We start from the raw sequence: 25117 nt of genomic DNA, 5'->3' as shown, positions 1-25117 counted from the left end.
ATTTACCGATGCGTTGGGTGTATAATCTTATGGTCACTATACCAAATATGAACACGGAGGATTGGAATGAAAGTATTAGTAATAAATTGCGGCAGCTCTTCACTGAAATATCAGGTTCTGGATATGACCAATGAGAGTCTGCAGGCAAAAGGATTAGTTGAAAGAATTGGAATGGACGGTTCAGTCATCACTCACGAGAAGATCGGAATGGACAAGGTCAAGACAGAAGTTCCGATGAAGGATCACAAAGACGCTATCAAGCAGGTTCTGGATGCGGTTCAGAACGAAGAGTACGGCGTTGTCAAGTCCATGGACGAAATCGGCGCAGTCGGACACAGAGTCGTACACGCTGGCGAAAAGTTTGCTGAATCTGTATTGATTGACGATGCTGTAATCGCAGCATTGGAAGAGTGTGTTGAACTGGCTCCGCTTCACAATCCGCCTAACCTATTAGGTATCGCTGCATGCAAAGATTTGATGCCGAACACTCCGATGGTAGCTGTATTTGACACAGCATTCCACCAGACGATGCCGCCAGAAGCATATCTGTATGCACTTCCTTACGAATATTACGAAAAGTATGGAATCAGAAAGTACGGATTCCACGGAACTTCACATAAATATGTAGCACAGAGAGCAGCTGCAATGCTCAATGTCAACATCAACGACCTCAAACTGATCACTTGCCATCTGGGCAACGGTGCATCTGTTTCTGCAATCAAGCACGGCAGATGTATCGATACATCCATGGGCTTCACTCCACTAGAAGGTCTGGTAATGGGTACTCGCTGCGGCGATATCGACCCAGCCATCGTAACCTACATCAGAAAGAAAGAGAACCTGCCACAGGGTGTTGCTAACGAAATCCTCAACAAGAAGTCTGGCGTACTGGGTATCTCTGGCGTTTCCAGCGACTTCAGAGACTTGGAAGACGCTGTTGCTGAAGGCAACGAAAGAGCTGCTTTGGCGCTTCGTATCTTCGCTAAGAAGGTTAGATTCTATATCGGTGCATATATCGCAGAGATGAATGGCGTAGATGCTATCGTATTTACTGCCGGTGTCGGTGAGAACGACGTAAACATGAGGGAGCTGATTTGCACAGATATCGGAAATCTGGGCATCAAACTAGACCTGATCAAGAACAAGGTCAGAGGAAAAGAGACTATCGTATCTACAGAAGATTCAAAAGTGAAACTCCTTCTGATTCCGACAAACGAAGAGCTGATGATTGCTAGAGACACATATAATATTTCAAAGAAAATAAAATAATGTTGACATTCTAATACTTTACGTATATAATTTAGAAGTTGACGAAAAATGAACGCTTTTTTTCATATAACCACAGACGAGGAGGTGTAGACAATGGCAGTTCCAAAGAGGAAAACATCGAAAGCTAGAAGAGACAAGAGAAGATCTCCAAACATGAAGAAATCTTTACCAGGGCTCTCAATTTGTCCGCAGTGTCACGAGCCAAAACTTCCACACAGAGTATGCCCTAATTGCAATTATTATGATGGCAAGGAAGTTGTTGCTGAAGCTGTAGAAGCTTAAGACCATAGAAAAAAGTACTTTTCCCTGAGTGCGTGCGCACTCAGGTTTTTTGTTGTATAGAAATGAATGCGGCCTGGACGGTAAGGCTGGACCGCTTTCCGTCCAGACAGCACTATTCGCTGCGGGCAAGGAATACTCGTTATACGCGTATTCCGTATCTCAGCATTTCATCGTAGAGCCAATAAAGGGTCTCGTTGGTCGGTTCACACATCGGCATGCGGTACTCTTTTTCGATGTATCCCATCATGTTCAACGCCGCCTTGACTGGAATCGGGTTGACTTCGCCGAAGACTGCCCGAATCAGAGGCACCATTTTCAGCTGCATTTTAGCGGCAGCTTTGTATTTCCCCTTGAGAAAATCAGCTGTCATCTGGTGGTAATCTGCAGGGATTATGTTAGCGACTGTTGAGATACATCCGACGCCTCCAATAGACATAATTGGAATGGTCTGATCGTCGTTGCCTGAGTATATGTCAAAATCACGACTTGTCAGGGAAGCGATGCGGGCGATTTGTGAAATATCACCGCTGGCCTCCTTGATACCGACAATATTTGGATGTTTGCTGAGTTCCTTTACTGTGTCTGGTTCTATGTTCACACCTGTTCTGCTCTTCACGGAGTAGAGAATGATGGGCAGATCTGTATAGTCTGCAATCATATTATAATGGCGTATCAAACCTTGCTGGGTAGCCTTGTTATAATATGGTGTCACAACGAGCAGACCGTCAGCGCCTGAATACTGGATTTCTTTAGAAAGATACATGGAGTGAGATGTATCGTTGCTGCCAGCTCCGGCAATGACTGGAATACGCCTGTCGACTTTTTTTACGGTAAATTCGATAACAGAGAGTTTTTCTACGGCAGTGAGTGTTGATGCTTCGCCTGTAGTACCGCAGGAGATGATAGCGTCAGTACCGGACTCAACGTGCCATTCAATGAGCCTTTCTAACGCATCATAATCTATCCGTCCGTCTTTAAATGGTGTAACCAGAGCTACACCAGAACCTTTAAATAATGACATAGGCTGCTCCTTTCTTTAATGTTTTATTACATCATGTGCTTTCTTTTGAATATATCATTCCAGCACATGTTTCAATGGGTTCTATCTTGCGACAACGTCGTAAGATCGTGCACTTTATAACTTGACGATTTTTTATAAGATAGGAAATATCGTCCGAAGGGCGGAGTTCCGTATGTTTCATCATTCGCTTTGTTCACTCCGCCAGTCGCTGACGCTCCTTTCGCTGTCCGTATCGCTCTGGGCATAGAGCCGGGTCGAAACGACAAAGAACGTACCTTGCGAAGAGTTGCCCCTTGCAAGGCGGCATGAGTGAATGGGAGACAGATTCCTTCATACGCTCTTTTCTTATAGTATTCATAAAGTGATTTTTGTGTTAATTTTTAGTGATAACTATTGATTGTTTTTAGATATTGTTATAAAATGTTTTGCACAAATAGTTAGAAAGAAAGGGATCGAGATGGGAATACTAGGGCGAATCAGAAAATCCTCAAAGAGTCATCAAAATAGCAGTATTTATCATGCAAGACAGATGCTTATCCAGGAGGAAGAGCGAAATCTTGCAAGAGATCTTGCAAACAGAAAAAAGAGTGAAGATGATTATGCACTTCCTGATGATAGAGACTTAACATCGGAACAGGTAGCGGAAATTGACGCGTTTTGGAGTAAATATGAATTTCTAGGAAAAATTGATACCAGGGCATTTAAGACATATTATAATCGTTCAGGTATTTTTGACCCCAGATATCTTCCTCAATATATCTATTCATATTTTTTACGTCCCAATACAGTACCAGAACAATATGCAATTCCGTTTCAAATTAAGGCATATTTACCAAGGTTGCTGAGCAATGCGAAACAACCTGAGATGATTATTAGAAAAATAGAAGGTATTTACTATAACAGTGAGTTTGAACATATTACCAAGAATGAGGCTGTTCAGATATGTCTGGACGTTTTACAAAGCGGTACAGAAATCGTTGTAAAACTAAGTGGACAAGGAGGCGGAAAGGGTGTAGTATTTCTCTCTAGTACGACGGCAAAAGAACTGAGCAATCTGTTTAAGACTAAAAGTAAATTTTCGGTGCAGAAGGCGATAAAACAGCATCCTGAGATGGCGAAGCTTAACCCGAGCACAGTAAATACAGTAAGGCTGACTACGGTTTTGCATAAAGGAAAGTTTAGTGCAGCCGCCGCGTTAATCAAAATTGGCAGTCCCAATGCGAGAGTAGACAACTATAAATACGGAGGATGTCTGCTGGGCGTCAATTTGGATGGTACGGTCTTGCCCTGGGCATTAAATATCGAAAGAGAAAGAATTACGGAACTTCCTTCGGGTGTACAACTAGGTGAGGGAGGATTTACCAAGGTTCCTTGCTTTGACAGTGTTATAGAAATGGCTGAAAAAGCCCATTACTGCATTCCAAAGATTAAGGTTGTTTCATGGGATATTGCCGTCGATGATGAAAATGAGGCAGAAATTATTGAAGCTAATTTTTTTGGTGATTTAAGGATGCATCAGGTTTTGACTGGCCCTGTATTTGGGGATATGACAGAAATGATTTTGGATAGTTATGTTCTTCCAAATTATTATAAACGTGGTGTGACGAGAGACTATGACTATAAAGAATTTGTAAATCATATAGAAATCACAAAGTATGTTGGGAATGAAAAGGCAGTCACTGTGCCAACTGAAATAAATGGCAAACCAATTACTGTAATCGGAGCCTATGCATTTGCTTATAAACGGAATATTAAAGCAGTTACACTGCCGAATACTGTTACAAGGTTACAAAAAGGTGCGTTTGCGGGATGCACTTCTTTGGAAGTCTTGAAGCTGAACCTGGATGGCTTGAAAAGTGCCGGAAAAGAGGTGGTCAATTGGTGTGGTAAGCTGGATTTGGATACAAAAAAAGCGATAAGGGCAAAAAGTTAATCTAAATATAGGTTTTTAAGGATGGGCAAGGAGAATTCTCCTCAATCATCCTTTTTATGTGTTGAAAAATCAACGAATAAATGGTAAAATATAACGATATGATTTATTGTATAAATAAATAGATTAAAAGGAGACGTTATGAGACAGTTAGAGAAAAAATTAAGAGTTGGCATTTTGGGCGGTACTGGAATGGTTGGCCAGAGATTCATATCTCTTCTTGAAAACCATCCTTGGTTTGAGGTTGTAACAATCGCTGCAAGCGCAAGAAGCGCAGGCAAGACATATGAAGAAGCAGTAGGCGGGAGATGGAAGATGACCACGACCATGCCGGAGGCTGTTAAGAACATAGAAGTAATGGACGTAAAAGACGTGGAAGCTGTAGCTGAAACTGTTGACTTTGTTTTCAGCGCAGTGGATATGTCAAAAGAAGAAATCAAAGCGATTGAAGAAGAGTATGCGAAGACAGAGACACCAGTCGTTTCAAACAACAGCGCTCACAGATGGACGCCGGATGTGCCGATGGTCGTTCCTGAAATCAATATCGATCACTTCGATGTCATCAAATATCAGAGAGAAAGGCTGGGGACGAAGAGGGGCTTTATCGCCGTAAAACCGAATTGCTCTATTCAGGGTTACGTACCGGCATTGGCCGCATGGAAAGAATTTGAACCGTACGAAGTCGTCGCCACCACCTACCAGGCAATTTCAGGGGCAGGAAAAACCTTTGCCGATTGGCCGGAAATGGTGGAGAACATCATTCCATATATCGGTGGGGAAGAAGAAAAGAGCGAGCAGGAACCGCTTCGCATCTTAGGTCATTTAGAAAACGGCCAGATCGTTAAGGCTGAAGAACCAGTTATTACTTGTCAGTGTATCAGAGTTCCCGTGCTGAACGGACATACGGCAGCAGTTTTTGTGAAGTTCAGAAAGAAACCGACAAAGGAACAGTTAATTGAAAAACTGCAGAACTTCAAGGGCTTTCCACAGGAAGCAGGGCTGCCTAATGCACCGAAGCAGTTCATCAAATACATGGAAGAAGATGATCGGCCACAGGTGAAACTGGATGTGGATTACGAAAATGGATTCGGCGTAACGATCGGCAGAGTGAGAGAAGATTCTATTTACGATTTTAAGTTTATCGGTCTTGCCCATAATACAGTCAGAGGCGCTGCCGGCGGAGCTGTTTTGTGTGCAGAATCATTAGTGGAAAAAGGATATATTGAGAGTAAATAAAGTAGGGGGTAAAGCCATTGGGTTATATTGAAGCGATTATTCTGGGATTAGTACAGGGGTTGGCAGAATTTCTGCCCATCAGCAGTTCTGGACACTTAGCGCTGCTGCAGGATCTTTTTCATGTAGATGCAGAGAAAGTCCTGCTCTTTGCAGTGCTGCTCCACTTAGGAACGTTAGTTTCTGTTTTTATCGTCTATTGGAAAGACATCTGGGAGCTGCTGGTTGAATTGGTGATCACCATAAAAGATTTATGCACTGGAAAAGGGCTCAGACTTGAGGAGCGACCGATCAGAAAACTGGGAATTATGATCATCGTGGCTACGATTCCTACTGCGGTCATCGGGCTGCTGCTCAACGACTTCTTTGAAGGATTATACACTTCCATGATTGCTGTTGGCGCGGGTTTTCTCATTACAGGCGTTATCATGTTCCTGGCTGAAAAGATGAGTTCAGCTAACAAGGGAATTGAGAAGATGAACTTCAGAAACGCAATCTTCATCGGCCTGTTGCAGGGGGTAGCTATTTATCCGGGAATTTCAAGATCTGGTTCTACATTGGTAGGCGGTTTGACGACAGGATTGAAACGAGAATTTGCAGTAAAGTTTGCATTTTTAATTTCAATCCCATCGATTTTGGGGTCTGTAATTTTAGAGTTGCCTGATGCAATTAAGGCTGGAACGGATCCCACTCTGATGGGTCCGATAGCTGCCGGAGTCGTAGTAGCGGCTGTATCTGGGTTATTTGCGATTAAAACGATGATCAAAATCGTCTCAAATAAGAAATTAAGCTATTTTTCATATTATGTATGGATATTAGGTGCCTGTACAATTGCATATGGTGTATTTTGGGCATAACTGGTTGAGAATGCTTCGCATAATTTATTAGGAGGGGGAACGAGATATAAAGTGGCTCAAGCTAAGAAAAAACCTGGCAGACCGCCGGGATCAAAAAACAAAAAAAATGCAAACAATAGCAAGGCCAAAACAGAGATAAAGGAAATACAAGAAAAAAGAAAAGCAGATAAACGAGTAATTGATGAAATATGGGGCGTAATTTTTATAGCAATTGGAATCTTTCTCTTTGCCGCCGTACAATTTAATGCGGCTGGAGAACTTGGCAACAGTATTGGAAATGCTTTAAAAGGTGTCTTTGGAATGATTGGTCTGTTGCTTCCTTGGTACCTGATAGGATTTGGAGTCCTTCTTTTTGCAAATAAGACAGTGCATCTTTCAGGAAAGTCTCTTGCACTGGTCTTTCTTGCGCTCTTAATGCTGTGTCTACTCAATTCGGGCAGATTTATTGACAGCAATGAATTGGTCTACGCTTACAAAGAATTTTACGAGAACGGCATTGAACTGGAAAGTGGCGGTGTCTTTGGCATGACCATAGGCACATTTTTGATTAAGACGATTGGACGGGTAGGTCTGTATGTCTTTTCCATCGTGGTGATTATCGTGTGCCTATTGCTGGTCATCAACACACCATTTTCGAGAGGAATTGAAAAGATTTCCAGTAGAGCGGAGGAACGCAGAGCTATAAGAGAGACGTATGTGCCGGAACCGGTTTATGAAACCTCACCGGACAGAGAAGAGACCTCTCAACTGAGTATGTTTTCCGGGGGGAAGCATGATATAAAAATCATTACACCTTTCGATGACGAAGGACCTCTGGGAAAAAATGCAGGTCGTTCTGTCTCGAAAAATAAAAAGAATAATGTATTGAAATATATGAACGATGACAGTCTCTTCAGCCCATCCGATCAGAGAGAGAAAAGCGAAAAAGAAAACAAAGCTTTCGGTCTGGAAGGCAAGGTCAGCTATGGGGAGGGATTTGGCCTCGATGGCGAGACGAAAAGTGCTGAGCCGGCCCAGGGCTTGGGTCTTGAAGGCGAGGGTGTCAGCGGTGTCGTTGTCGCAGAGACTCCGCAGAAATTGTCAAAGAAGGAAGCAGAATCTATCACTTTAGCACCAGGAGAGATTGCAGCCACAAAGAAAACTGGTAACTATAAAAAGCCGTCCATCAGTCTGCTAAACAAGCCCCAAGTAAAAAACAAAGGCAATATTAACATCGATTTGAAGATGAAAGCCGCTAAACTGGAAGAAACACTGAAGAACTTCCATGTAGATGCGAGGGTTGTGCAAGTAACCCAGGGTCCGGCGATAACCAGATATGAAATTCAGCCTAACGTAGGGGTCAAAGTAAACAGCATTGTCAGATTGGCAGACGATATCGCTCTAAATTTGGAAGCGAAGAGCATTCGAATCGAGGCGCCGATTCCAGGCAAGGCAGCAGTGGGAATCGAAGTGGAAAATGACAAAATCAACATGGTCACTTTGAGAGAAATCATCGACTCTAACGAGTTTAAGAGTGCCAGTTCCAAGATCACCTTTGCTGTGGGCAAGGATATTGCGGGCAAAGCGATCGTGGCAGATTTGAAAGGAATGCCCCATTTGCTGATTGCTGGGTCCACCGGGTCGGGTAAGAGCGTGTGCATCAACAGCATCATCACTAGCATTTTGTATAAAGCAGACCCTGATGAGGTTAAACTAGTATTGATCGATCCAAAAGTGGTTGAATTGGGAAATTATAACGGTATTCCCCATCTACTGATTCCAGTGGTCACAGAGCCAGCAAAGGCTGCCGCCGCATTGAACTGGGCTGTAGCGGAGATGACTGATAGATACAAGAAATTTGCAGAAAACCAAGTGAGAGATTTGGAAAGTTATAATGACACCATGCGCTTAGTGGGTGAGAATGACCAGGTTCTGCCGCAGATTGTAATTATCATCGACGAATTGGCCGATTTGATGATGGCGGCGCCTTCTCAAGTGGAGGAGTCGATCTGCCGTTTAGCACAGATGGCCAGAGCTGCAGGCATGCACCTGATCGTAGCCACACAGAGACCGTCGGTTGACATCATCACAGGTGTAATTAAGGCCAACATCCCTTCCAGAATCGCCTTTGCCGTATCTTCTCAATTTGACTCCAGGACTATATTGGATATGTCTGGTGCAGAAAAGTTGGTGGGAAAAGGTGATATGCTGTTTAATCCATTAGGCATGGGCAAACCTGTCAGGGTGCAGGGAACCTTTGTATCGGATAGTGAGGTACATAGCGTGATAGAACACGTCAAATCTCAAGTCGAGGAAGTGGAATATTCTGGGGATGTGATCAGCACGATCGAAAAGGGAAACTTGCCCCAGTCAAAGGATGACGATGCAGATGAACTTTTATCGGAGGCTATCGAATGCGTTGTGACAGCAGGACAAGCATCGGTATCGATGCTGCAGAGAAGATTCCGCATCGGCTACAACAGGGCTGCTAGAATTGTAGACATGATGGAAGCCAGGGGCATCGTAAGCCCACAAGATGGAAGCCGCCCGAGACAGGTTCTGCTGTCTGAGGAGGAATTGGCAGAAATGAAAAGCGAAGTAAACGAGTAATACGAAGTGGAGAATGGATGAAGGTATATATAGAGACGTTAGGCTGTCCAAAGAATTTTAACGATTCTCAGGTGGCAGCGGGAATATTAGAAAAGAATAATCATATTATGGTGGAATCACCGGAAGAATCGGATGTCATTATCGTAAATACCTGTGGATTTATCAACGATGCGAAGACGGAATCTATTGACCGCATTTTTGATATGGCACAGTTCAAAGAAAATGGGCGTAAACTGATTGTCTCAGGCTGTCTTTCGCAGAGGTATGCAGATGAACTCTTTGAAGAGATGCCAGAGGTTGATGCTTTTATCGGCGTCAACGAATATGAACAACTTCCACAGCTATTGGAGAATCTTAAAGGGAGACAGATTGTCAGAAATGGCTGTAATCTCGATACTTTAGAGCGTTCCGTCAGAAAGCTGGATGAAAATCCCTATACAGCAACCATAAAAATCGCAGAGGGCTGCAACAATATCTGCGCTTACTGCATAATTCCTAAAATCAGGGGTAAATACAGAAGTAAACGTGAAGAAGATATTATCGAAGAAGCAAAAGAACTGGCAGCGGCTGGATGCAAAGAATTGATTCTCATTGCCCAAGATGTCACATACTATGGCAAAGATTTATATGGTGAGTATAGACTGGCGAAACTGCTCAGACAGCTTTGCAGGATCGAGGGCATCGTCTGGATCAGACTGATGTATTGTTATGAAGATAGAATCACCGATGAATTAATTGAGACCATAACCAGTGAAGAGAAGGTATGCAACTATCTTGATATTCCAATTCAGCACGCAAGTGACAATGTACTGAAAGCCATGAACAGGCGATCTACAGCTGCATCCATTGATCAAACTGTAAAAAAATTAAAGAGCTCTATCCCGGACATTCATATCAGGACGACATTGATTGTCGGATTTCCAGGCGAAACAGAAGCAGATTATGAAAAGCTGATTGATTTTGTAGAACGCGAGCGCTTTGCACGATTGGGTGTCTTTGCTTATTCGCAAGAGGAGAATACAATTGCGGGAGAAATGAAAAATCAGATTGACGAGGAGATTAAGGAGCAGCGCCTGGATGGAATTATGAGACGTCAATTGGATGTTTCCCTGGAGCTGAATCGAGAGAAGATTGGCAGTACGCTGGAAGTCCTTGTTGAGGAAGAAGATGAAGATGGCAGTTATATCGGCAGAAGCAGATACGACGCACCAGAAATTGATAACGCGGTTATTTTTACTTCTGATCGTGAGCACAAGCCGGGAGACATCGTAAAAGTTTTGATTGATGATGCTTTTGACTATGATCTAGTGGGACGGGAGGTTTCATAAAATGAATTTACCTAACAAATTAACAATTGCCAGAATTATATCGGTGCCGTTTTTTATTGCGGCCTATATGTTTGGCTATTATATTCTTGCTTTTGTATTATTTATCGCGGCATCTTTCACTGATATGCTGGACGGAAAAATTGCCAGAAAGTATAATCTGGTGACCAATTTTGGAAAAATCATGGATCCGCTTGCAGACAAGATTTTGGTGTATTCCGCCTTCTGTCTCATGGTGGAGGATGGAACTGTTCCAGGCTGGATGCTGATTGTCATTTTGGCGAGGGAATTTGCTATTGCAGGTATGAGAACTGTAGCAGCATCTGATGGAACTGTCATCGCTGCAGGCATGAGCGGCAAGATTAAAACTGTCTTGCAGATGATTGCAGTACCTCTCTTGCTTTTGACAGCGGCAATTGACAATCTCGATGTTTTTTATTATGTCAATTTGGCTGCGCAGATTTTCCTCTGGGCGTCGTTGATCATGACGGTGTATTCGGGTGTCGAATACATAGCAAAGAACAAAAATGTCTTTGCTCAATAAGGGGAGGTAAGGATGAAAACTGCGATTTTAAGTGTTGGAACAGAAGTTCTGTTTGGCCAGATCACAAATACAAATACTGTCTACTTATCCCAGCAACTTAATTTGCTGGGGTTTGACGTTATGTATCATTATACGGTAGGTGACAATTCCGGCAGACTGGCTGAAATGATAGAGTTGGCTTTTCGTGATTGCGATCTCATTATTACGACGGGAGGTCTCGGTCCAACGGAAGATGATTTGACCAAAGAAACAGTCTGCCAGGCGCTTCACGATCAGTTGGTCATGCATGAACCCAGTCTCAGGGCATTGCATGAAATAGCTGAAAAACGAGGCAGACCGATGACAGAAAACAACTATAAACAGGCAATGATGCCATCAAGAGCGACTGTTTTTGATAACGACGCAGGCAGTGCTCCGGGCTTTGCACTCTCTGAGGGTGGAAAGACCGTTGTCTGTATGCCGGGACCGCCGAGAGAGATGATCAGAATGTGGGAACGGAGGGTGCAGCCTTATCTTGAAAAATCACAGACTGCTGTGATTTATTATAAGACACTGAGACTCTTTGGCATTGGGGAATCCTCACTAGAAACCGAACTATTGAATTTGATTGACGCACAGACGGATCCGACGATTGCAACCTACGCAAAAGAAGGGGAGTGCAGTCTGCGAATTGCGTCAAAGAGGAACAGTTTGTCTGAAGCACAGCGCGCTGTTTCGGAAATGGCAGAACAGGTTGCAGAACGTGTCGGCCAGTATATTTACAGTTATGATGATGAAGAATTGGCTCAGGTAGTGGGGAAAAAATTGATTAAAGGAAAAATTTCTATCTCTGCCTGCGAATCCTGCACTGGCGGATTGTTTGCTGGTGCATTGACAAGCGTACCTGGTATATCGGAAGTATTTGATCGCAGTCTGGTAACTTATACCTATAATGCAAAGATGAAAGAACTGGCTGTCAAAGAAGAAACGCTCTCGAAATACACTGCAGAGAGCAGCCAAGTAGCTCTAGAGATGGTTCAAGGCCTCAAGGAGAAAACCGGAAGCAGAATCTGCATTTCAGTAACTGGTCTCACGGGTCCGGGCGGAGGAAGCCCTGAAAAACCAGTGGGGCTGATTTATATTGGCTGTATTTTTGATGACAGAACAGAAGTGAAAGAAATCAGAATGCGAAATGTGAATCGAGAGTGGAACCGGCACTATGCAGTCCTGTGCATGCTGGATATCGTCAACAAGATGCTGGAGCAAAAGGCTGTTTGACATATAATGGAAAATAAGGTATAATAAGGATATTACAGTTATCTATTATGCAGGAAATTGGGAATCTTTGATTCCGTCATTTCCACGTTCTTTACATTTAAGATAAATGACTTGACCTTTCACAGAATTTAAGGTATGATTGTTTAAGAACAAATGTTCACATTTTCGGAGGTGAAAAATGAGTACAGCAAAAGATGAAAGAGAAAAGGCCCTAGAAGCCGCAATGTCCCAAATCCAGAAACAGTTTGGCAAAGGCGCCATCATGAAACTGGGCGAAGGGGCAGCGCAGATGAATATAGAAACCGTTTCAACAGGATCTATCAGCTTGGATCTGGCCACAGGTGTAGGCGGTGTACCCAAGGGTAGAATTGTGGAAATTTATGGACCGGAGTCTTCAGGTAAGACTACGCTGACTTTGCATATTGTTGCAGAAGCACAGAAAAAAGGCGGAAAGGCAGCCTTTATCGATGCAGAGCACGCTTTGGATCCGGTTTATGCCAGAAATTTAGGTGTACAGGTTGATGATCTCTTGGTTTCTCAGCCAGATACAGGAGAACAGGCACTGGAGATTTGTGATATGCTGGCAAGGAGTGCAGCACTGGATGTCATCGTCATCGACTCTGTTGCAGCATTAGTACCTAAGGCGGAAATTCAAGGAGAGATGGGAGATTCCCACGTTGGCCTCCAAGCAAGACTGATGTCTCAGGCACTGCGAAAGATTGCTGGTACCGTAAATAAATCTAATACCTGCGTTATTTTTATCAACCAATTGCGTGAGAAAATTGGTGTCATGTTCGGCAATCCAGAGACAACGACTGGCGGACGTGCTCTCAAATTCTATTCTTCCATGCGTCTCGATGTCAGAAGAATTGAAACCATTAAAAGCGGTGATCAGATGTTGGGAAACAGAACCAGGGTCAAGGTCGTAAAGAACAAGGTCGCGCCGCCATTCAAGCAGGCTGAGTTTGACATCATGTATGGTCAGGGTATATCTAAAGCTGGGGATGTGTTGGACTGTGCTGTAGAAGAAAAAATTGTCGAAAAGGCTGGTTCCTGGTATAGCTATGCAGGCGAGAGAATTGGACAGGGTCGCGAAAACGTAAAGAAATGGCTGGAAGATAATCCGACTATATTGGATAAGATTGAAGGTCAGCTGTTGGAAACCTTGAAACCAGAAGAAGTTTCAGAAGAGCCGGCTGTTGATTTAGAAGTCGATGAAGATGGTGTAGTCATCGAATAAATACTTACAAAAATTTAGGAGAAATCAATGGAAACAATCAAATGTATTACAGACAGAAGAAGTATTAGAAAGTTTAGGAGAGAAAAGGTAGACTGCAAAGTCGTCAAGGAAATCGTAGCTGCGGCCGCCTTTGCACCATCTTGGAAAAATACACAGATTACAAGATATGTAGTAGTCGAAAACGAAGCTGTTAAAAAGAAAATTGCAGAAGAATGTGTTCTTGGGTTTACTTTTAATGCGAAAACAATTGAAGGTGCACCACAGTTGGTAGCGGTGACTTATGTTGCCGGCAGGTCAGGCTTTGAAAAAGATGGAAGTTATTCCACATCTAAAGAAGACAGATGGGAACATTTTGATGCAGGAATTGCCACACAGACCTTCTGTTTGGCAGCCTATGAAAAAGGTGTAGGGACCGTTATTCTTGGCATATTTGATGAGGAAAAGGTCGCTCATGCGATTTCACTTCCAGACGGACAAAGAGTGGCAGCACTCATTGCCATGGGTTATGCAGAAGGAGAAGTACCAGCAGCACCAAGAAGAAAAGAAGTAGAAGAACTGGTGCGCTTTGTTTAGGCTGCAACCATATCGTCTGCCAAATGCAATGTTGTAAGGCGGGGGGTTAGACAGATGTCATAGATACAGAGTATACTTTGTGTATGCTCTGTTTTTTTTCGTCTGGCAACACTTGACAATCATAATGTTATGTGATACTATTTTGATATCAAATTAATATCGAATTAGAGAAAGAAATGAGGAGGCTATCATGGAAACGAAACAGATAACACAAAAGGAAATAAGACCAATTAACGGCATATTGATGTTGATAATCATTACAATTGGCATTCTCGCTGCCATCGCACTGATTGTCGTTGGGGCATTTTTCTTGGATGACGGGTCTATTGGTGCAGGTGTAGCAATGCTGGTTATCGGAATTCTCGGTACAGTGATCTGCCCGATATTGTACGTAGGGCTCAAAGTAGTCGGTCCTAACGAAGCACTGGTGCTGACGTTGTTCGGAAATTATTACGGAACAATTTTGAAACAGGGATTCTACTATGTGAATCCATTTGCCACATATAATAATCCATCTTATATGAATGCCTTGGAAAAGGCGAAAGCTGCAGCATCGGCAGATACAGAGAAAGGACGCAGAGGTAGTTCTGGCTCTGTCAAAGTCAATGCTAAAAAAACGATTTCTCTAAAGGATACGACATTGAACAATGGCATTCAGAAGGTCAATGACGTTATGGGTAACCCAGTCATTATCGGAGCAGTCGTAATCTGGAAGGTTATCGACCCGACGAAGGCAGTCTTTAATGTAGAAGACTACACAGAATTCCTTTCTATTCAGACGGATTCGACCATTAGAAATATTTCCAGAATGTACCCGTACGATTTGTTGCAGAATGAAGAACACGACAATTCGACAGAAAAAACCTTAAGAGGCAGCGCTCAAGAAATTGCAGAAAATATGAAGACGGAGCTTAGTAAAAAAGTCGAGTTTGCAGGTCTTGCAATTCAGGAGGTCAGAATTACGCATCTGTCTTACGCAGAAGAGATTGCAGCGGCTATGCTGCGCAGACAGCAGGCTGAAGCTGTCATTGCTGCCAGAGCAAAAATTGTTGATGGCGCAGTCAGCATGGTAAAAATGGCGATTGATAAATTAGGGGAAGAAGAGGTCGTCGTCCTGGATGAAGAACGAAAGGCTGCTATGGTATCTAACCTCATGGTAGTTCTTTGCTCCGAAAAAGATACGCAGCCTATTGTAAACAGCGGAAGCATCTACTAAGTTCAAAAGGGGACAAGGGATTAGAAAGCGGAGGGATCCATGGATAAAGATAAAAGTATAGAGGAAAAAGAGCGGGAACTCACGCAAAGACTGCAGAAACTGCAGCAAATGGAAAAAGAGATTAAGGAAAAGGAAAAATCCATCAAGCAGAATGAAAAAGCAAAAAAACAAGTCATTCTGCGCATTGCACCTTCTCTGTGGGAAGAGATATCCAGGTGGGCAGATGAAGATTTCCGTTCCATCAACAGCCAAATTGAATATCTTCTGACAGAGTGCGTCAGGTCGAGGAAAAAATAGGGGTAATAGGAGGTCGAAAATGCGCTGAGAAATCAGCGTATTTTCGTGCGTAAATACAGAAATTATGGTAAAATAGAAATGAAAATGATGAAAAGTGGGGTGGAGGAGTTGTGTGATGAAAAAACGTTGAACTTTACAATTTTTCTAATACACAGGCTTGCGGAAAATTGGGAAAAGCTCCCATCTGAAGTCTATCGGATATTGAATACAACGAGAATCATGGACGAGTATATTATCCCTTGTTATGATACTCTTCATTCCTTGGGAGCAGAATACCTGGTGGAAGATATCACTGAGTATGTGAAAGAAAAAGAGGTAGATTTATGATTGTCTATCATGGGAGTATTTCCATAATCAAAAAGCCAGATATCTCTTATTCAAAGCAGTTCTTAGATTTCGGCAAAGGATTCTACGTGACCAGCTATAAAGAACAAGCAAAGCGATGGGCAAAAAGAAAAAGTTTACGAACAAAGAAAACAGCATTTGTAAATGTCTATGAGCTTATCGATGATTTAAGGGATTACCGTGTATTGTCTTTTGAAGAAGATGATGAAAAGTGGCTGGATTTCGTATGTGCCTGTCGTAAAGGTCAATTAATCTTTCAAAAATATGATGTTATAATCGGAAATGTGGCAAATGATGATGTTTTCAGAACTGTAGACATGTATTTTCGCGGTCTTTGGAGTAAGGATAAAGCATTAGAAGAGCTACGATATTTTAAACTAAATGATCAAATCTGTATCATAACACAAAAAGTATTAGATGAAGTTTTGATTTATAAAGGTAGTTATCAGATGGGAGAAAATCATGGTTAAAATAGATAGTATGGATTTTATCTATAAACAAGATTTGGAAACTAGAATTATTATGTATCTGGCGGAGATTAAGGACCTTGATTTGAGAAAAGCGATGGATATTTACTATCGGAGTAGATTGTCCGTGGAAATCGAACAAGGACAATATGGCATTGAAAATTTGGACTACAAATATCTGGCTGAGGATTTGGTTGAGAATGAGCCGGAGCTGTTTGCCAGCTGAACACGAAACCCGAAAAAACTTTGCAAATACCTGGTAAAAGCATTTGACAATACTCGTCCAATGTGCTAAACTAATTGAGTTAGACCGCTCGGAAAAGGTGTTCAAAAGAACAGCGAAAGCGTCAAGAGATGCTACCTGAAAAGGCGAGACTGGATAGAGGAGGTAAGAAAAGAATATGTACGCAGTAATTGAAACAGGCGGAAAACAGTACAGAGTTCAGGAAGGCGACGTTTTAACAATCGAAAAGTTAAATGTTGAAGCCGGAGACAAAGTAGAATTTGACAAAGTGCTGGTTTTAGCTAAAGAAGGAGACCTTAAGGTAGGTGCACCTTACGTAGAGGGCGCTAAAGTATTTGGAGAAGTTGTAGAGAACGGCAAAGGACAGAAAGTCATCATCTACAAATACAAGGCTAAGAAAGACTACAGAAAGAAACAGGGTCATAGACAGCCATATACAATGGTCAAGATTGAATCCTTGGATGGTTCAGCACCGAAGGCTGCTCCTGCAAAAGCAGAAGTAAAGGCTGAAGAGACAGCTGAGTCAAAAACTGAAAAGAAAATTTCAGCATCTATGAAAAAAGATGAGTTAATTACTTATGCTAATGAGCATGGCATTGAAGTAGATGAAAAGGCAACGAAAGCTGTCATTATTGAAACAATCGAAGCAGCAATAAAGTAATAAGTTTTTAGTTATAGGACTAACGCCAAGCCGGCTGAAGCCGGGGCGTTATAACATAAGGCCTTCCCATCGATTTTCTTTGAAGATCATGGTAAGAGCCATTAGCCACGAAATAGCAAGGAGGTGTCTGGTCTATGGCAAGTAAAAAAGGAGTAGGTAGCTCTAAGAACGGTCGTGATTCCGAGTCCAAACGTTTAGGCGTGAAGAGAGGAGACGGTCAGTTTGTTAGCGCTGGCAGCATTTTGGTTAGACAGAGAGGTACAAAATTCCATCCAGGAAATAATGTAGGCATCGGCGGAGATGACACATTATTTGCTAAGATAGAAGGTACTGTTAAGTTCGAAAGAAAAGACAAGACTAGAAAACAGGTAAGCGTTTATCCAAAAGAAGCATAAGAACCATGAGCCCCTAAATTTTTAGGGGCTTTTCTGTTAGTTACTAGCACATACTAAAAGTGTAAGGAGGTTCTGTTATGTTTGTAGATAGAGCGAAAATATATATTAAATCAGGGAAAGGCGGCAATGGCTGTGTTTCCTTTAGAAGAGAACCGTTTGTACCGGAAGGCGGTCCTGACGGCGGCGACGGAGGCAAAGGCGGAGACGTTGTTTTTCAGGCAGATAGAAACCTGAGAACCTTGATGGACTTTCGCTACAAGAGAAAATACGAAGCGGAAAATGGTCAAGATGGCATGAAGAAAAAACGCTTCGGAAAAAATGGTGAGAATTTGATCATAAAAGTTCCTATGGGAACGGTGGTTATAGATGAAGAAACCGGTTTGGTCATGAAAGATCTCACGGAAGATGGTGACTCTTTTGTTGCGGCAAAAGGGGGAAAAGGCGGAAAGGGAAATACTAACTTTAAAAATTCCGTCAGACAAGCCCCAAACTTTGCAGAAGCGGGCGGCTTTGCAAAAGAACGAAGTGTCATTTTGGAAATGAAGATGATTGCAGATGTTGGACTAGTAGGTTTTCCAAATGTAGGAAAATCCAGCCTCCTGGCCACCGCAACCAGTGCACAGCCAAAGATTGAGAACTATCATTTTACTACGATCGCACCAAATCTGGGCGTAGTGCAGATTTTTGACACCAGTTTTGTCATGGCGGATATCGCAGGCATCATTGAAGGCGCACACAAGGGGCTGGGTCTAGGACTGAAATTCCTTAAACACATCGAAAGAACAAAGGTTTTGATTCATGTAGTAGATGCTTCGGGCAGCGAAGGCCGCGACCCCATTGATGATTTTGAAAAAATCAACAATGAACTGCATCAGTACAGTGAGAGAGTATCAGAGAAACCGATGCTGGTGGCGGCCAACAAGATGGATATGATAGAAGAAGATGATCCTCAGTATATGAAATTTAAGGATTATGTTGAAGGAAAGGGTTACAGAGTTTTTCCAATTTCTGCGCCAATTAATCTTGGTGTCCATGAGCTGATGGCAGCTGCAGCAGAAGAACTGCAGAAAGCCGCGCAAAATCCCGAACCAGAGGACGAATACGAATACTTTGATTTTGAAGTGGACGGTAAAGAGCCTGATTTCAAGGAAGTTTATGCCTCAAAAGAGGGTGATGTATACGTGATAACGGGAAAACAGCTGAAAAAGATCTTTGATTCTACGAACTTTAACGATATGGGGTCCTTGCGATATCTCTATAAATATATCGAGAAAAAGGGCGCTATAGAAAAATTATTAGAAATGGGTTTGGAAGAAGGAGATACCATTCGGATATTCGACTATGAATTCGAATATTGGGACGAGTATTAAATGTCATGCAGCTCAATGAATTTCGCTGGACAGAATGTCATAACTTGCACCTCTATATAATACTTTATATAGAGGTGATTTTATGAATAAGAATAAATTGTACTGGCAGATTGCTGCCTGCATGGTGATTTCTGCAGTAGCGGTCTATGGCGGAAATATTAAAAACGAAACCTTTGCAAAGTATTATGCAGAGGCGAAGGCGCAAGTCATGTATCAGTTGAATCTGGAAGATGTAAAAGAGGCGGGAAAACAACTGTCGACAGCATTGGCTGATGCGCCGGCAAAGGTAGTTTCAGTTGTAGCTGATGTCAATTCTGCTTCTAAATATGGAGAACCGATGGACGAAAAATCCGATACAGATATTAAACAGGTACATGCAGTAGCAGGTGGTATGGTGCTCAGTTCGGGCAGAGATGACAAAATGGGACTGTACGTAAAGATTAAACACGAAGATGCGATATCTGTTTATGGAAATCTATCGGATATCAGTGTATTTGAATCTGAACGAGTACAGCGAGGAGAAATCATCGGTAGCTTCGATACAAATTCTGGCAAAGAATTTTATTATGACCTGCAGAAGAATATGTGATATACTTATGCTAGTTGAAAGGCTGGTGAATTCATGGTAAAGAGAATTACAGAAGAAGAGTGTGAGGCGTTATTTAAAAAATATCATACGCCAGATCATGTAATCGGTCACTGTAGGGCTGTCAGCAATACAGCTGTGACAATCGGCAGAAAACTCAACGAACAAGGCTTTGCTTTGGATCTTGAATTGATCAAAGGAGCAGGCCTTGTTCATGACGTGGCCAGAGTCTGCGATCAGCACTGGGAAGTCGGGGCAAAAATCTTGGAGAATCTGGGTTATAGAGATGAAGCAGAGATCGTCAGGGTTCACATGACATATGATTTTCACGCTTTTGATAAACTGGATGAAACTGATTTAGTCTGTCTGGGAGACAGGCTGGTCAAAGAAGATCGATATGTAGGCTTAAACGATCGAATTGAGTATATCATTCATAAGGCAGGGGATGTACCGGAAGTAACCCAAAGGATTCTACAGAAAAAAGCAGAAACCGAGAGCTTCATGAACCGCATAGAAGAATCTATAGGACAAACTATAGATAGTTTATTTATGAAAGGCTGAAAAATGAATCTGAATGAAAAGTTGAACAATTTACTAAAACGAGTAGAAAAACCAGCTAGATATATCGGTGGAGAGACCAATATTGTAATAAAAGATCCTCGAGATGTGAAAGTCAGATTTGCTTTTGCGTTCCCAGACTTGTACGAGATTGGCATGTCCTATATGGGATTACAGATTCTCTATAACATTTTAAATAAAGAAGAAGACGTTTATTGCGAACGAGTCTTTGCACCGGCGCCGGATATGGAAGAACTGATGAGAGAGGAAGAAGTGCCTCTTTTTACTTTAGAAACCAAGACGCCGATGAAAGAAATGGATTTCCTGGGATTCACGCTGCAGTATGAGATGTCGTTCACTAGCATCTTGGACATGATGGAACTGGCGGGAATTGCCTTGAAATCGACCGACCGCTTAGAATCGGACCCTATCGTTGTTGCTGGCGGTCCTTGTGCTTTTAATCCAGAGCCTTTGGCTGACTTTATCGATGTCTTCTTAATTGGCGACGGAGAAGAGAGCCTGCCAAACCTGATGAAAGAATATGCTGAGGCAAAAGACAGCGGAATCAGCAAAAACGAGTTTTTGAAACAGATCGCAAATGAAGAAGGCGTGTATATTCCGTCGCTTTACGATGTAACCTATCATGCAGATGGAACAATCGCATCTTATGAAAAAAAATATGAAGAAGCGCCTGACAGAGTAACGCGGTGCATCATCGATGATATTGAGAACACCGAATTTCCGACAGAACCCATCGTGCCTTTCATTGAGACGGTTCACGACAGATCCGTTATAGAAACCTTCAGAGGCTGTACGAGAGGCTGTAGGTTCTGTCAGGCCGGCATGATTTACAGGCCGGTCAGAGAACGATCCAAAGAAACCATCATGAGCCTGGCGAGCGAACAGCTGAAAAATACGGGGCATGAAGAGTTATCGCTGCTTTCTCTTTCAACCAGCGATTATTCGGAATTTGAGTCATTGGCTATAGATTTGATGAAAGAATGCAAAGGCGAGAATGTGTCCCTTTCTCTGCCGTCTTTGCGATTGGATACGTTCTCCTTCAATGTTTTAGAGGAAATTCAGGGATATAAGAAGTCAGGACTGACTTTTGCGCCGGAGGCAGGCACCCAGCGTTTGCGGGACGTTATCAACAAAGGCATTACAGAGAAAGATATCTACGACGCAGTCGAACAAGCAATTGAGCTAGGGTGGAAACATATCAAACTTTACTTTATGATTGGGCTGCCGACAGAAACCTATGAAGATCTCGACGGTATTGCGGAGATCGCTCAAAACATCGTAAATATTCATAGGAAATCTGGCCATGGTGGTAGATTTAACGTGACAGTCAGTGTCTCCAATTTCGTACCTAAGGCTCATACTCCGTTTCAGTGGGTCAGCCAGAACAGTACAGAAACATTCACCGAGAAACACAACTACCTCCATGAGAGGCTGAAAATCAAGGGTGTAACTTTTAACTATCATGACGATGCTGTCAGCACCTTTGAGGCAATCTTTGCCCGCGGAGACAGACGCCTTTCAGCCCTTTTATTGGCGGCTCACAGACTAGGCTGCCGCCTCGACGGGTGGTCGGAACACTTTGACTTGACGAAGTGGAAGACCGCTATAGAGCAGTCGGGGATAGATGCAGACTTCTATACGACAAGAGAACGGCGCTATGACGAAGTGTTACCTTGGGATATCATTGATTCTTCCATTACCAAGAAATTCCTACAATCCGAGGCAGAAAAGGCAATGAAGGAAGTGACGACGAAAGATTGCAGATATGGCTGCAGTGGCTGTGGCATTAATCGAAGAGTGAAATGTAAAATGGGAGGCATTTATGAATAGATACATCATTAGATTTTCCAAGGAAGGTTATATTAAATATACTTCACACTTGGACATGCTTAGATTATTCAAAAGAGCATTCAAAAAAACGAGGATTCTACTTGCATATTCGCAAGGCTTCAACCCTCATCCCAAAATGGGGTTTGCACAGCCTCTATCCTTGGGTTATACAAGCAAATGCGAGCTTTTAGAGTTTGAGACGACGAAATCCTTTGATCCGCTGGAAATCAAAGAGCGGCTTACCAATGTCATGCCGGAAGGAGTGGAACTTCTGGACTGTAGAAGACTGGATACGGATGTAAAATCCCTGGCTTCTGTAGTGACAGAGGCTGAATATGAAGTCATATTCCCTGTACCTGCTGATATGGTAAATTTTCAAAAGCTGGTTGAAAATTACTTGAATCAAGAACAGATTATTGCAGAAAAGCGCCAGAAGAAAACAAGGAAAATGGTTGCTGTAGACATCAAGGGAAAGATTAGAGAAATGGCTATAACAGCAGGCGAGAAACTGACGCTTCATTTGAAATTGGACTCCGGCAGTAATTCTAATCTGAGTCCAGAACAGGTAATCGCAACCTTCTTAGCCTATACTGGTCTGGATGTAAAACGATATGACGTAGAGGTAGAACGAACGAAGATTAATTTTGACAGTAAATTACAATTTTAGCTTGACTTCCCCATAAAACACATGTAAAATTATGTAAAATAAAAATGTGTATATGGAAAGGGGAAGGAAACGATGGAACAACTCATGGATAAGCTGAAGTCGTATACAGATTATTTGAAAGAACATAAGAAGATCGCAAGAATGGCGGCAATCGTTTTCATCATGATTGTCGCTGTCGTATTTTTTGGACATAATGAGGAAAAAGATGAAATTCCAGTACAATTACCTGTAGAAAATGAAGAGGCAGGAATAACCGACTCTGATTCGGAAGCAAAGAGGGAGACGGAAATTTATGTCGATATCAGCGGACAAGTAAAAAAGCCAGGCGTATATCAGGTTACGGATGGAACTCGGTTATTTGAAGTGATCGAGATGGCAGGAGGTTTGACTGCAGACGCAGATAAGGACGGATTTAATCAAGCCGAAGTCGTCAGTGACGGAGAAAAGGTCATCATCCCGGCAAAAGGAGAAAACAATGATAGCCTGACAGGATCTGGCATGACTACCAGCGGTTTAATCAATATCAATACGGCTGACAGCACAACACTGCAGGAAATTCCGGGAGTGGGACCCGCTACAGCCGACAAAATTATTGCCTATCGCAGTGAAAACGGCCGCTTCGCATCAAAAGAAGATATTAAGAATGTCAGCGGTATCGGAGATAAAACTTATGAAAAAATGAAAGACAAGATTACTACCTGAGTAAACTCCCACATATTTTGTTTGGCAAGCCTAGTATAAAATGCATATATCTGGCAAGAATATCTTTCGAGGTGATAATATGTTCAGCCAGAAAAAAAGAAATTTAACTTGGATTTACGTTTGCATTATATTACTCATTGCAGTTATCGCAGTGTTTATATTGATTGGGGCACTGAGTAACAAAAATGCGGAAGATGCAGAACGTACAAATCTTGAGAGTAAAGTTAGCGAAGAAAATCAAACAGAACCGAACGCAGATAATGCAACGGATGTACAAGAACCCGAGGACTCAGAATCTGATGCGGAGAAATTTTATCAGTCATATTATCTGGTCAAATACGATAATAATGTTATAAAGATCTATTTCTCTGATGAAACAGGAAAACTTACGGAGCTAGAGAGCACGTCTATCGTCTATGAGACATTATCTCAAGGAGATCAGGCAAAATTCCGTGAGGGAATCAAGGTTGAGAACAGAGATGATCTTAATAGATTAATGATGGATTATGAGAGTTAAATTAAATGATTGATGTAAATTTTAAAAGTACAAAATTAAAAAGCAGACTGAAAAAATGTGCAGTCTTATTTGCAGGTGTCCTGGCTTTTGTCGCGTGTGCAGGTGTGTTGTTCCCTGAAAAATTGTCAGTGATTACAGGGTCTGATAATGTAGTATCTGAAAGGGTACTGATTCCGGGCGGGCAGTCTGTCGGTATTCAGATGAATGTAAAAGGTGCTTTGATTGTCGGCGTAGAGAATAATTCAGGACCACAGGTTGGCGATATGATTGTAGCCGTCAATGGGGAAAAAGTAGCAGGACCGGACGATGTGGAAGAAATAGTAGGGGATAAAGGGAAAACGGTGGAAATTACCGTTATGAGGAATAAAAAGCCCATCAACTATGAAATCACACCGTACTATGACAAGTCAAGCAAGGAATATAAATTAGGTTTCTGGATCAAAGAGAAGATTGCCGGCATCGGCACATTGACTTTCTACGATCCGAAAACGAATAAATTCGCTTCTTTGGGCCACGGAATCTATGAACCAGAGACTGGCACCCTTTTACAGACCAAAAACGGTAGTTTACTCAATACAAAGGTCAATCAGATTACAGCAGGATCGAAGGGAACACCAGGTGAAATTGGCGGTATTATTTACAATTTCCAGAGACCGCTGGGATCTATTGAAAAGAACACCGAGTTTGGTATTTATGGGAAAGCTGATAATGCGCAGAGTTTTGAAACCAACGAGCCGATGATAATGGCATCAAAAGAAGAAATTGAAGAGGGCGACGCTTATATTCTGACCACAATTGATGGAACCGAGGTTGAAAAGTTTAAGATAGAAATTACAAAAATTCATCATCAAGGTTCTGCCGAAAGTAAAGGTTTGGAATTTCAAGTGACGGATAAAAACCTCCTTGCATCATGCGGCGGCATTATTCAGGGGATGAGCGGCAGCCCAATTATACAAAATAACCGGATTATCGGGGCAGTTACCCATGTTTTTGTAAATAACCCTCAAAAAGGATATGGAATTTTCGCCGAATGGATGGTAGAAGAAATAGATAAATAATGGTATACTGTCGAATTTGTGCGAATTTGTAGTAATTTAAAAACAAATTGCGATAAATACATG

26 protein-coding genes and 1 pseudogene are annotated in these 25117 nt (G+C 42.3%); 26 read left to right on the top strand and 1 reads right to left on the bottom strand.

The annotated features are described in order from the left end of the window. Window positions 1-66 precede the first annotated feature (66 nt). Window positions 67-1269: an acetate kinase gene (locus tag ACMQ5W_RS17210; protein WP_148491943.1), complete on the top strand. Its 1203-nt coding sequence runs from the start codon at window positions 67-69 to the stop codon at window positions 1267-1269. Window positions 1270-1362: 93 nt separating this feature from the next. Further along, complete coding sequence (rpmF, locus tag ACMQ5W_RS17205) at window positions 1363-1551, top strand: 50S ribosomal protein L32 (RefSeq protein ID WP_067542087.1); 189 nt, start codon at window positions 1363-1365, stop codon at window positions 1549-1551. Between the two features lie 139 nt (window positions 1552-1690). Here the strand turns inward: rpmF and dapA are convergent, their stop codons facing one another. Next, entirely contained in the window at window positions 1691-2572 is an 882-nt protein-coding gene (gene dapA, locus ACMQ5W_RS17200; protein ID WP_419026228.1) for a 4-hydroxy-tetrahydrodipicolinate synthase, read from the bottom strand. A gap of 397 nt (window positions 2573-2969) precedes the next feature. On the opposite strand from dapA, the gene ACMQ5W_RS17195 reads away from it, so the two are divergent. The 24 genes and pseudogenes from ACMQ5W_RS17195 (at window position 2970) to spoIVB (ending at window position 25054) form a co-directional block, all read left to right on the top strand. Next, the gene (locus ACMQ5W_RS17195; protein WP_419026227.1) at window positions 2970-4505 is read left to right on the top strand and encodes a sugar-transfer associated ATP-grasp domain-containing protein; all 1536 of its coding nucleotides are present in this window, start codon (window positions 2970-2972) and stop codon (window positions 4503-4505) included. Between the two features lie 138 nt (window positions 4506-4643). After that, window positions 4644-5738, top strand: a complete 1095-nt coding sequence (gene asd / locus ACMQ5W_RS17190) for an aspartate-semialdehyde dehydrogenase (protein ID WP_419026226.1) — start codon at window positions 4644-4646, stop codon at window positions 5736-5738. A gap of 17 nt (window positions 5739-5755) precedes the next feature. Beyond that, complete coding sequence (locus ACMQ5W_RS17185) at window positions 5756-6592, top strand: undecaprenyl-diphosphate phosphatase (RefSeq protein ID WP_419026225.1); 837 nt, start codon at window positions 5756-5758, stop codon at window positions 6590-6592. A gap of 51 nt (window positions 6593-6643) precedes the next feature. Further along, window positions 6644-9181, top strand: a complete 2538-nt coding sequence (locus ACMQ5W_RS17180) for a DNA translocase FtsK 4TM domain-containing protein (protein WP_419026224.1) — start codon at window positions 6644-6646, stop codon at window positions 9179-9181. Window positions 9182-9198: 17 nt separating this feature from the next. Then, window positions 9199-10509, top strand: a complete 1311-nt coding sequence (gene rimO, locus ACMQ5W_RS17175; protein ID WP_419026223.1) for a 30S ribosomal protein S12 methylthiotransferase RimO — start codon at window positions 9199-9201, stop codon at window positions 10507-10509. A 1-nt stretch (window position 10510) separates the two neighbouring features. Beyond that, window positions 10511-11050 (top strand): CDP-diacylglycerol--glycerol-3-phosphate 3-phosphatidyltransferase, encoded by a 540-nt coding sequence (gene pgsA / locus ACMQ5W_RS17170; RefSeq protein WP_148491950.1) that lies wholly within the window; start codon window positions 10511-10513, stop codon window positions 11048-11050. Between the two features lie 12 nt (window positions 11051-11062). Then, window positions 11063-12307 (top strand): competence/damage-inducible protein A, encoded by a 1245-nt coding sequence (locus ACMQ5W_RS17165; RefSeq protein ID WP_419026222.1) that lies wholly within the window; start codon window positions 11063-11065, stop codon window positions 12305-12307. A 178-nt stretch (window positions 12308-12485) separates the two neighbouring features. After that, window positions 12486-13547 (top strand): recombinase RecA, encoded by a 1062-nt coding sequence (gene recA, locus ACMQ5W_RS17160; RefSeq protein ID WP_419026221.1) that lies wholly within the window; start codon window positions 12486-12488, stop codon window positions 13545-13547. Between the two features lie 27 nt (window positions 13548-13574). Continuing rightward, complete coding sequence (locus tag ACMQ5W_RS17155; protein ID WP_419026220.1) at window positions 13575-14120, top strand: nitroreductase family protein; 546 nt, start codon at window positions 13575-13577, stop codon at window positions 14118-14120. 190 nt (window positions 14121-14310) lie between these two features. Then, a complete protein-coding gene (locus tag ACMQ5W_RS17150; protein ID WP_148491954.1) occupies window positions 14311-15336 on the top strand; it encodes an SPFH domain-containing protein in 1026 nt (341 codons plus the stop codon). A gap of 39 nt (window positions 15337-15375) precedes the next feature. Continuing rightward, on the top strand, window positions 15376-15633 hold the full coding sequence (locus tag ACMQ5W_RS17145) for a hypothetical protein (protein WP_419026219.1): 258 nt from the start codon (window positions 15376-15378) through the stop codon (window positions 15631-15633). Window positions 15634-15711: 78 nt separating this feature from the next. Continuing rightward, window positions 15712-15960, top strand: a complete 249-nt coding sequence (locus ACMQ5W_RS17140; protein ID WP_419026218.1) for a DUF3791 domain-containing protein — start codon at window positions 15712-15714, stop codon at window positions 15958-15960. Next, a complete protein-coding gene (locus ACMQ5W_RS17135; protein WP_419026217.1) occupies window positions 15957-16448 on the top strand; it encodes a DUF3990 domain-containing protein in 492 nt (163 codons plus the stop codon). The genes ACMQ5W_RS17140 and ACMQ5W_RS17135 overlap by 4 nt, the downstream gene beginning before the upstream one ends. Further along, window positions 16441-16671, top strand: coding sequence for a hypothetical protein (locus tag ACMQ5W_RS17130; protein ID WP_419026216.1), 231 nt, complete (start codon window positions 16441-16443; stop codon window positions 16669-16671). Before ACMQ5W_RS17135 ends, ACMQ5W_RS17130 begins: the two co-directional genes overlap by 8 nt. Window positions 16672-16846: 175 nt before the next feature. Next, window positions 16847-17152 (top strand): annotated as a pseudogene (gene rplU, locus ACMQ5W_RS17125) (50S ribosomal protein L21); the annotation flags it as partial. Window positions 17153-17484: 332 nt separating this feature from the next. Continuing rightward, entirely contained in the window at window positions 17485-17745 is a 261-nt protein-coding gene (gene rpmA / locus ACMQ5W_RS17120) for a 50S ribosomal protein L27 (protein ID WP_148491958.1), read from the top strand. A 77-nt stretch (window positions 17746-17822) separates the two neighbouring features. Beyond that, on the top strand, window positions 17823-19115 hold the full coding sequence (gene obgE, locus ACMQ5W_RS17115; RefSeq protein ID WP_419026215.1) for a GTPase ObgE: 1293 nt from the start codon (window positions 17823-17825) through the stop codon (window positions 19113-19115). 82 nt (window positions 19116-19197) lie between these two features. Continuing rightward, the gene (locus ACMQ5W_RS17110; RefSeq protein ID WP_148491960.1) at window positions 19198-19704 is read left to right on the top strand and encodes a M23 family metallopeptidase; all 507 of its coding nucleotides are present in this window, start codon (window positions 19198-19200) and stop codon (window positions 19702-19704) included. A 33-nt stretch (window positions 19705-19737) separates the two neighbouring features. Further along, on the top strand, window positions 19738-20262 hold the full coding sequence (locus tag ACMQ5W_RS17105; RefSeq protein ID WP_419026214.1) for an HD domain-containing protein: 525 nt from the start codon (window positions 19738-19740) through the stop codon (window positions 20260-20262). Window positions 20263-20265: 3 nt separating this feature from the next. Then, entirely contained in the window at window positions 20266-22110 is a 1845-nt protein-coding gene (locus tag ACMQ5W_RS17100) for a TIGR03960 family B12-binding radical SAM protein (RefSeq protein WP_419026213.1), read from the top strand. Continuing rightward, window positions 22103-22777: a TIGR03936 family radical SAM-associated protein gene (locus ACMQ5W_RS17095; protein ID WP_419026212.1), complete on the top strand. Its 675-nt coding sequence runs from the start codon at window positions 22103-22105 to the stop codon at window positions 22775-22777. Before ACMQ5W_RS17100 ends, ACMQ5W_RS17095 begins: the two co-directional genes overlap by 8 nt. 72 nt (window positions 22778-22849) lie before the next feature. Next, complete coding sequence (locus tag ACMQ5W_RS17090; RefSeq protein WP_419026211.1) at window positions 22850-23479, top strand: helix-hairpin-helix domain-containing protein; 630 nt, start codon at window positions 22850-22852, stop codon at window positions 23477-23479. A 79-nt stretch (window positions 23480-23558) separates the two neighbouring features. Next, on the top strand, window positions 23559-23996 hold the full coding sequence (locus tag ACMQ5W_RS17085) for a hypothetical protein (protein ID WP_419026210.1): 438 nt from the start codon (window positions 23559-23561) through the stop codon (window positions 23994-23996). Window positions 23997-24001: 5 nt separating this feature from the next. Next, a complete protein-coding gene (gene spoIVB / locus ACMQ5W_RS17080; RefSeq protein ID WP_419026209.1) occupies window positions 24002-25054 on the top strand; it encodes a SpoIVB peptidase in 1053 nt (350 codons plus the stop codon). Window positions 25055-25117: the final 63 nt, after the last annotated feature.

Origin of the sequence: Emergencia sp. (genome assembly GCF_048465375.1) — a bacterium.
Classification (GTDB): Bacteria; Bacillota; Clostridia; order Peptostreptococcales; family Anaerovoracaceae; genus Senimuribacter.
Note: the sequence above shows the minus strand (reverse complement) of the source record. Positions and strands in the feature narration are given on the sequence as shown.

What these genes read in the sequence shown, in the direction of transcription:
- ACMQ5W_RS17210 (WP_148491943.1), top strand. Translation starts at nt 67, where the DNA reads ATGAAAGTATTAGTAATAAATTGCGGCAGCTCTTCACTGAAATATCAG.
- rpmF (WP_067542087.1), top strand. Translation starts at nt 1,363, where the DNA reads ATGGCAGTTCCAAAGAGGAAAACATCGAAAGCTAGAAGAGACAAGAGA.
- dapA (WP_419026228.1), bottom strand. Translation starts at nt 2,572, where the DNA reads ATGTCATTATTTAAAGGTTCTGGTGTAGCTCTGGTTACACCATTTAAA.
- asd (WP_419026226.1), top strand. Translation starts at nt 4,644, where the DNA reads ATGAGACAGTTAGAGAAAAAATTAAGAGTTGGCATTTTGGGCGGTACT.
- rimO (WP_419026223.1), top strand. Translation starts at nt 9,199, where the DNA reads ATGAAGGTATATATAGAGACGTTAGGCTGTCCAAAGAATTTTAACGAT.
- pgsA (WP_148491950.1), top strand. Translation starts at nt 10,511, where the DNA reads ATGAATTTACCTAACAAATTAACAATTGCCAGAATTATATCGGTGCCG.
- ACMQ5W_RS17165 (WP_419026222.1), top strand. Translation starts at nt 11,063, where the DNA reads ATGAAAACTGCGATTTTAAGTGTTGGAACAGAAGTTCTGTTTGGCCAG.
- recA (WP_419026221.1), top strand. Translation starts at nt 12,486, where the DNA reads ATGAGTACAGCAAAAGATGAAAGAGAAAAGGCCCTAGAAGCCGCAATG.
- ACMQ5W_RS17155 (WP_419026220.1), top strand. Translation starts at nt 13,575, where the DNA reads ATGGAAACAATCAAATGTATTACAGACAGAAGAAGTATTAGAAAGTTT.
- ACMQ5W_RS17150 (WP_148491954.1), top strand. Translation starts at nt 14,311, where the DNA reads ATGGAAACGAAACAGATAACACAAAAGGAAATAAGACCAATTAACGGC.
- ACMQ5W_RS17145 (WP_419026219.1), top strand. Translation starts at nt 15,376, where the DNA reads ATGGATAAAGATAAAAGTATAGAGGAAAAAGAGCGGGAACTCACGCAA.
- ACMQ5W_RS17140 (WP_419026218.1), top strand. Translation starts at nt 15,712, where the DNA reads ATGAAAATGATGAAAAGTGGGGTGGAGGAGTTGTGTGATGAAAAAACG.
- ACMQ5W_RS17135 (WP_419026217.1), top strand. Translation starts at nt 15,957, where the DNA reads ATGATTGTCTATCATGGGAGTATTTCCATAATCAAAAAGCCAGATATC.
- ACMQ5W_RS17130 (WP_419026216.1), top strand. Translation starts at nt 16,441, where the DNA reads ATGGTTAAAATAGATAGTATGGATTTTATCTATAAACAAGATTTGGAA.
- rpmA (WP_148491958.1), top strand. Translation starts at nt 17,485, where the DNA reads ATGGCAAGTAAAAAAGGAGTAGGTAGCTCTAAGAACGGTCGTGATTCC.
- obgE (WP_419026215.1), top strand. Translation starts at nt 17,823, where the DNA reads ATGTTTGTAGATAGAGCGAAAATATATATTAAATCAGGGAAAGGCGGC.
- ACMQ5W_RS17110 (WP_148491960.1), top strand. Translation starts at nt 19,198, where the DNA reads ATGAATAAGAATAAATTGTACTGGCAGATTGCTGCCTGCATGGTGATT.
- ACMQ5W_RS17105 (WP_419026214.1), top strand. Translation starts at nt 19,738, where the DNA reads ATGGTAAAGAGAATTACAGAAGAAGAGTGTGAGGCGTTATTTAAAAAA.
- ACMQ5W_RS17100 (WP_419026213.1), top strand. Translation starts at nt 20,266, where the DNA reads ATGAATCTGAATGAAAAGTTGAACAATTTACTAAAACGAGTAGAAAAA.
- ACMQ5W_RS17095 (WP_419026212.1), top strand. Translation starts at nt 22,103, where the DNA reads ATGAATAGATACATCATTAGATTTTCCAAGGAAGGTTATATTAAATAT.
- ACMQ5W_RS17090 (WP_419026211.1), top strand. Translation starts at nt 22,850, where the DNA reads ATGGAACAACTCATGGATAAGCTGAAGTCGTATACAGATTATTTGAAA.
- ACMQ5W_RS17085 (WP_419026210.1), top strand. Translation starts at nt 23,559, where the DNA reads ATGTTCAGCCAGAAAAAAAGAAATTTAACTTGGATTTACGTTTGCATT.
- spoIVB (WP_419026209.1), top strand. Translation starts at nt 24,002, where the DNA reads ATGATTGATGTAAATTTTAAAAGTACAAAATTAAAAAGCAGACTGAAA.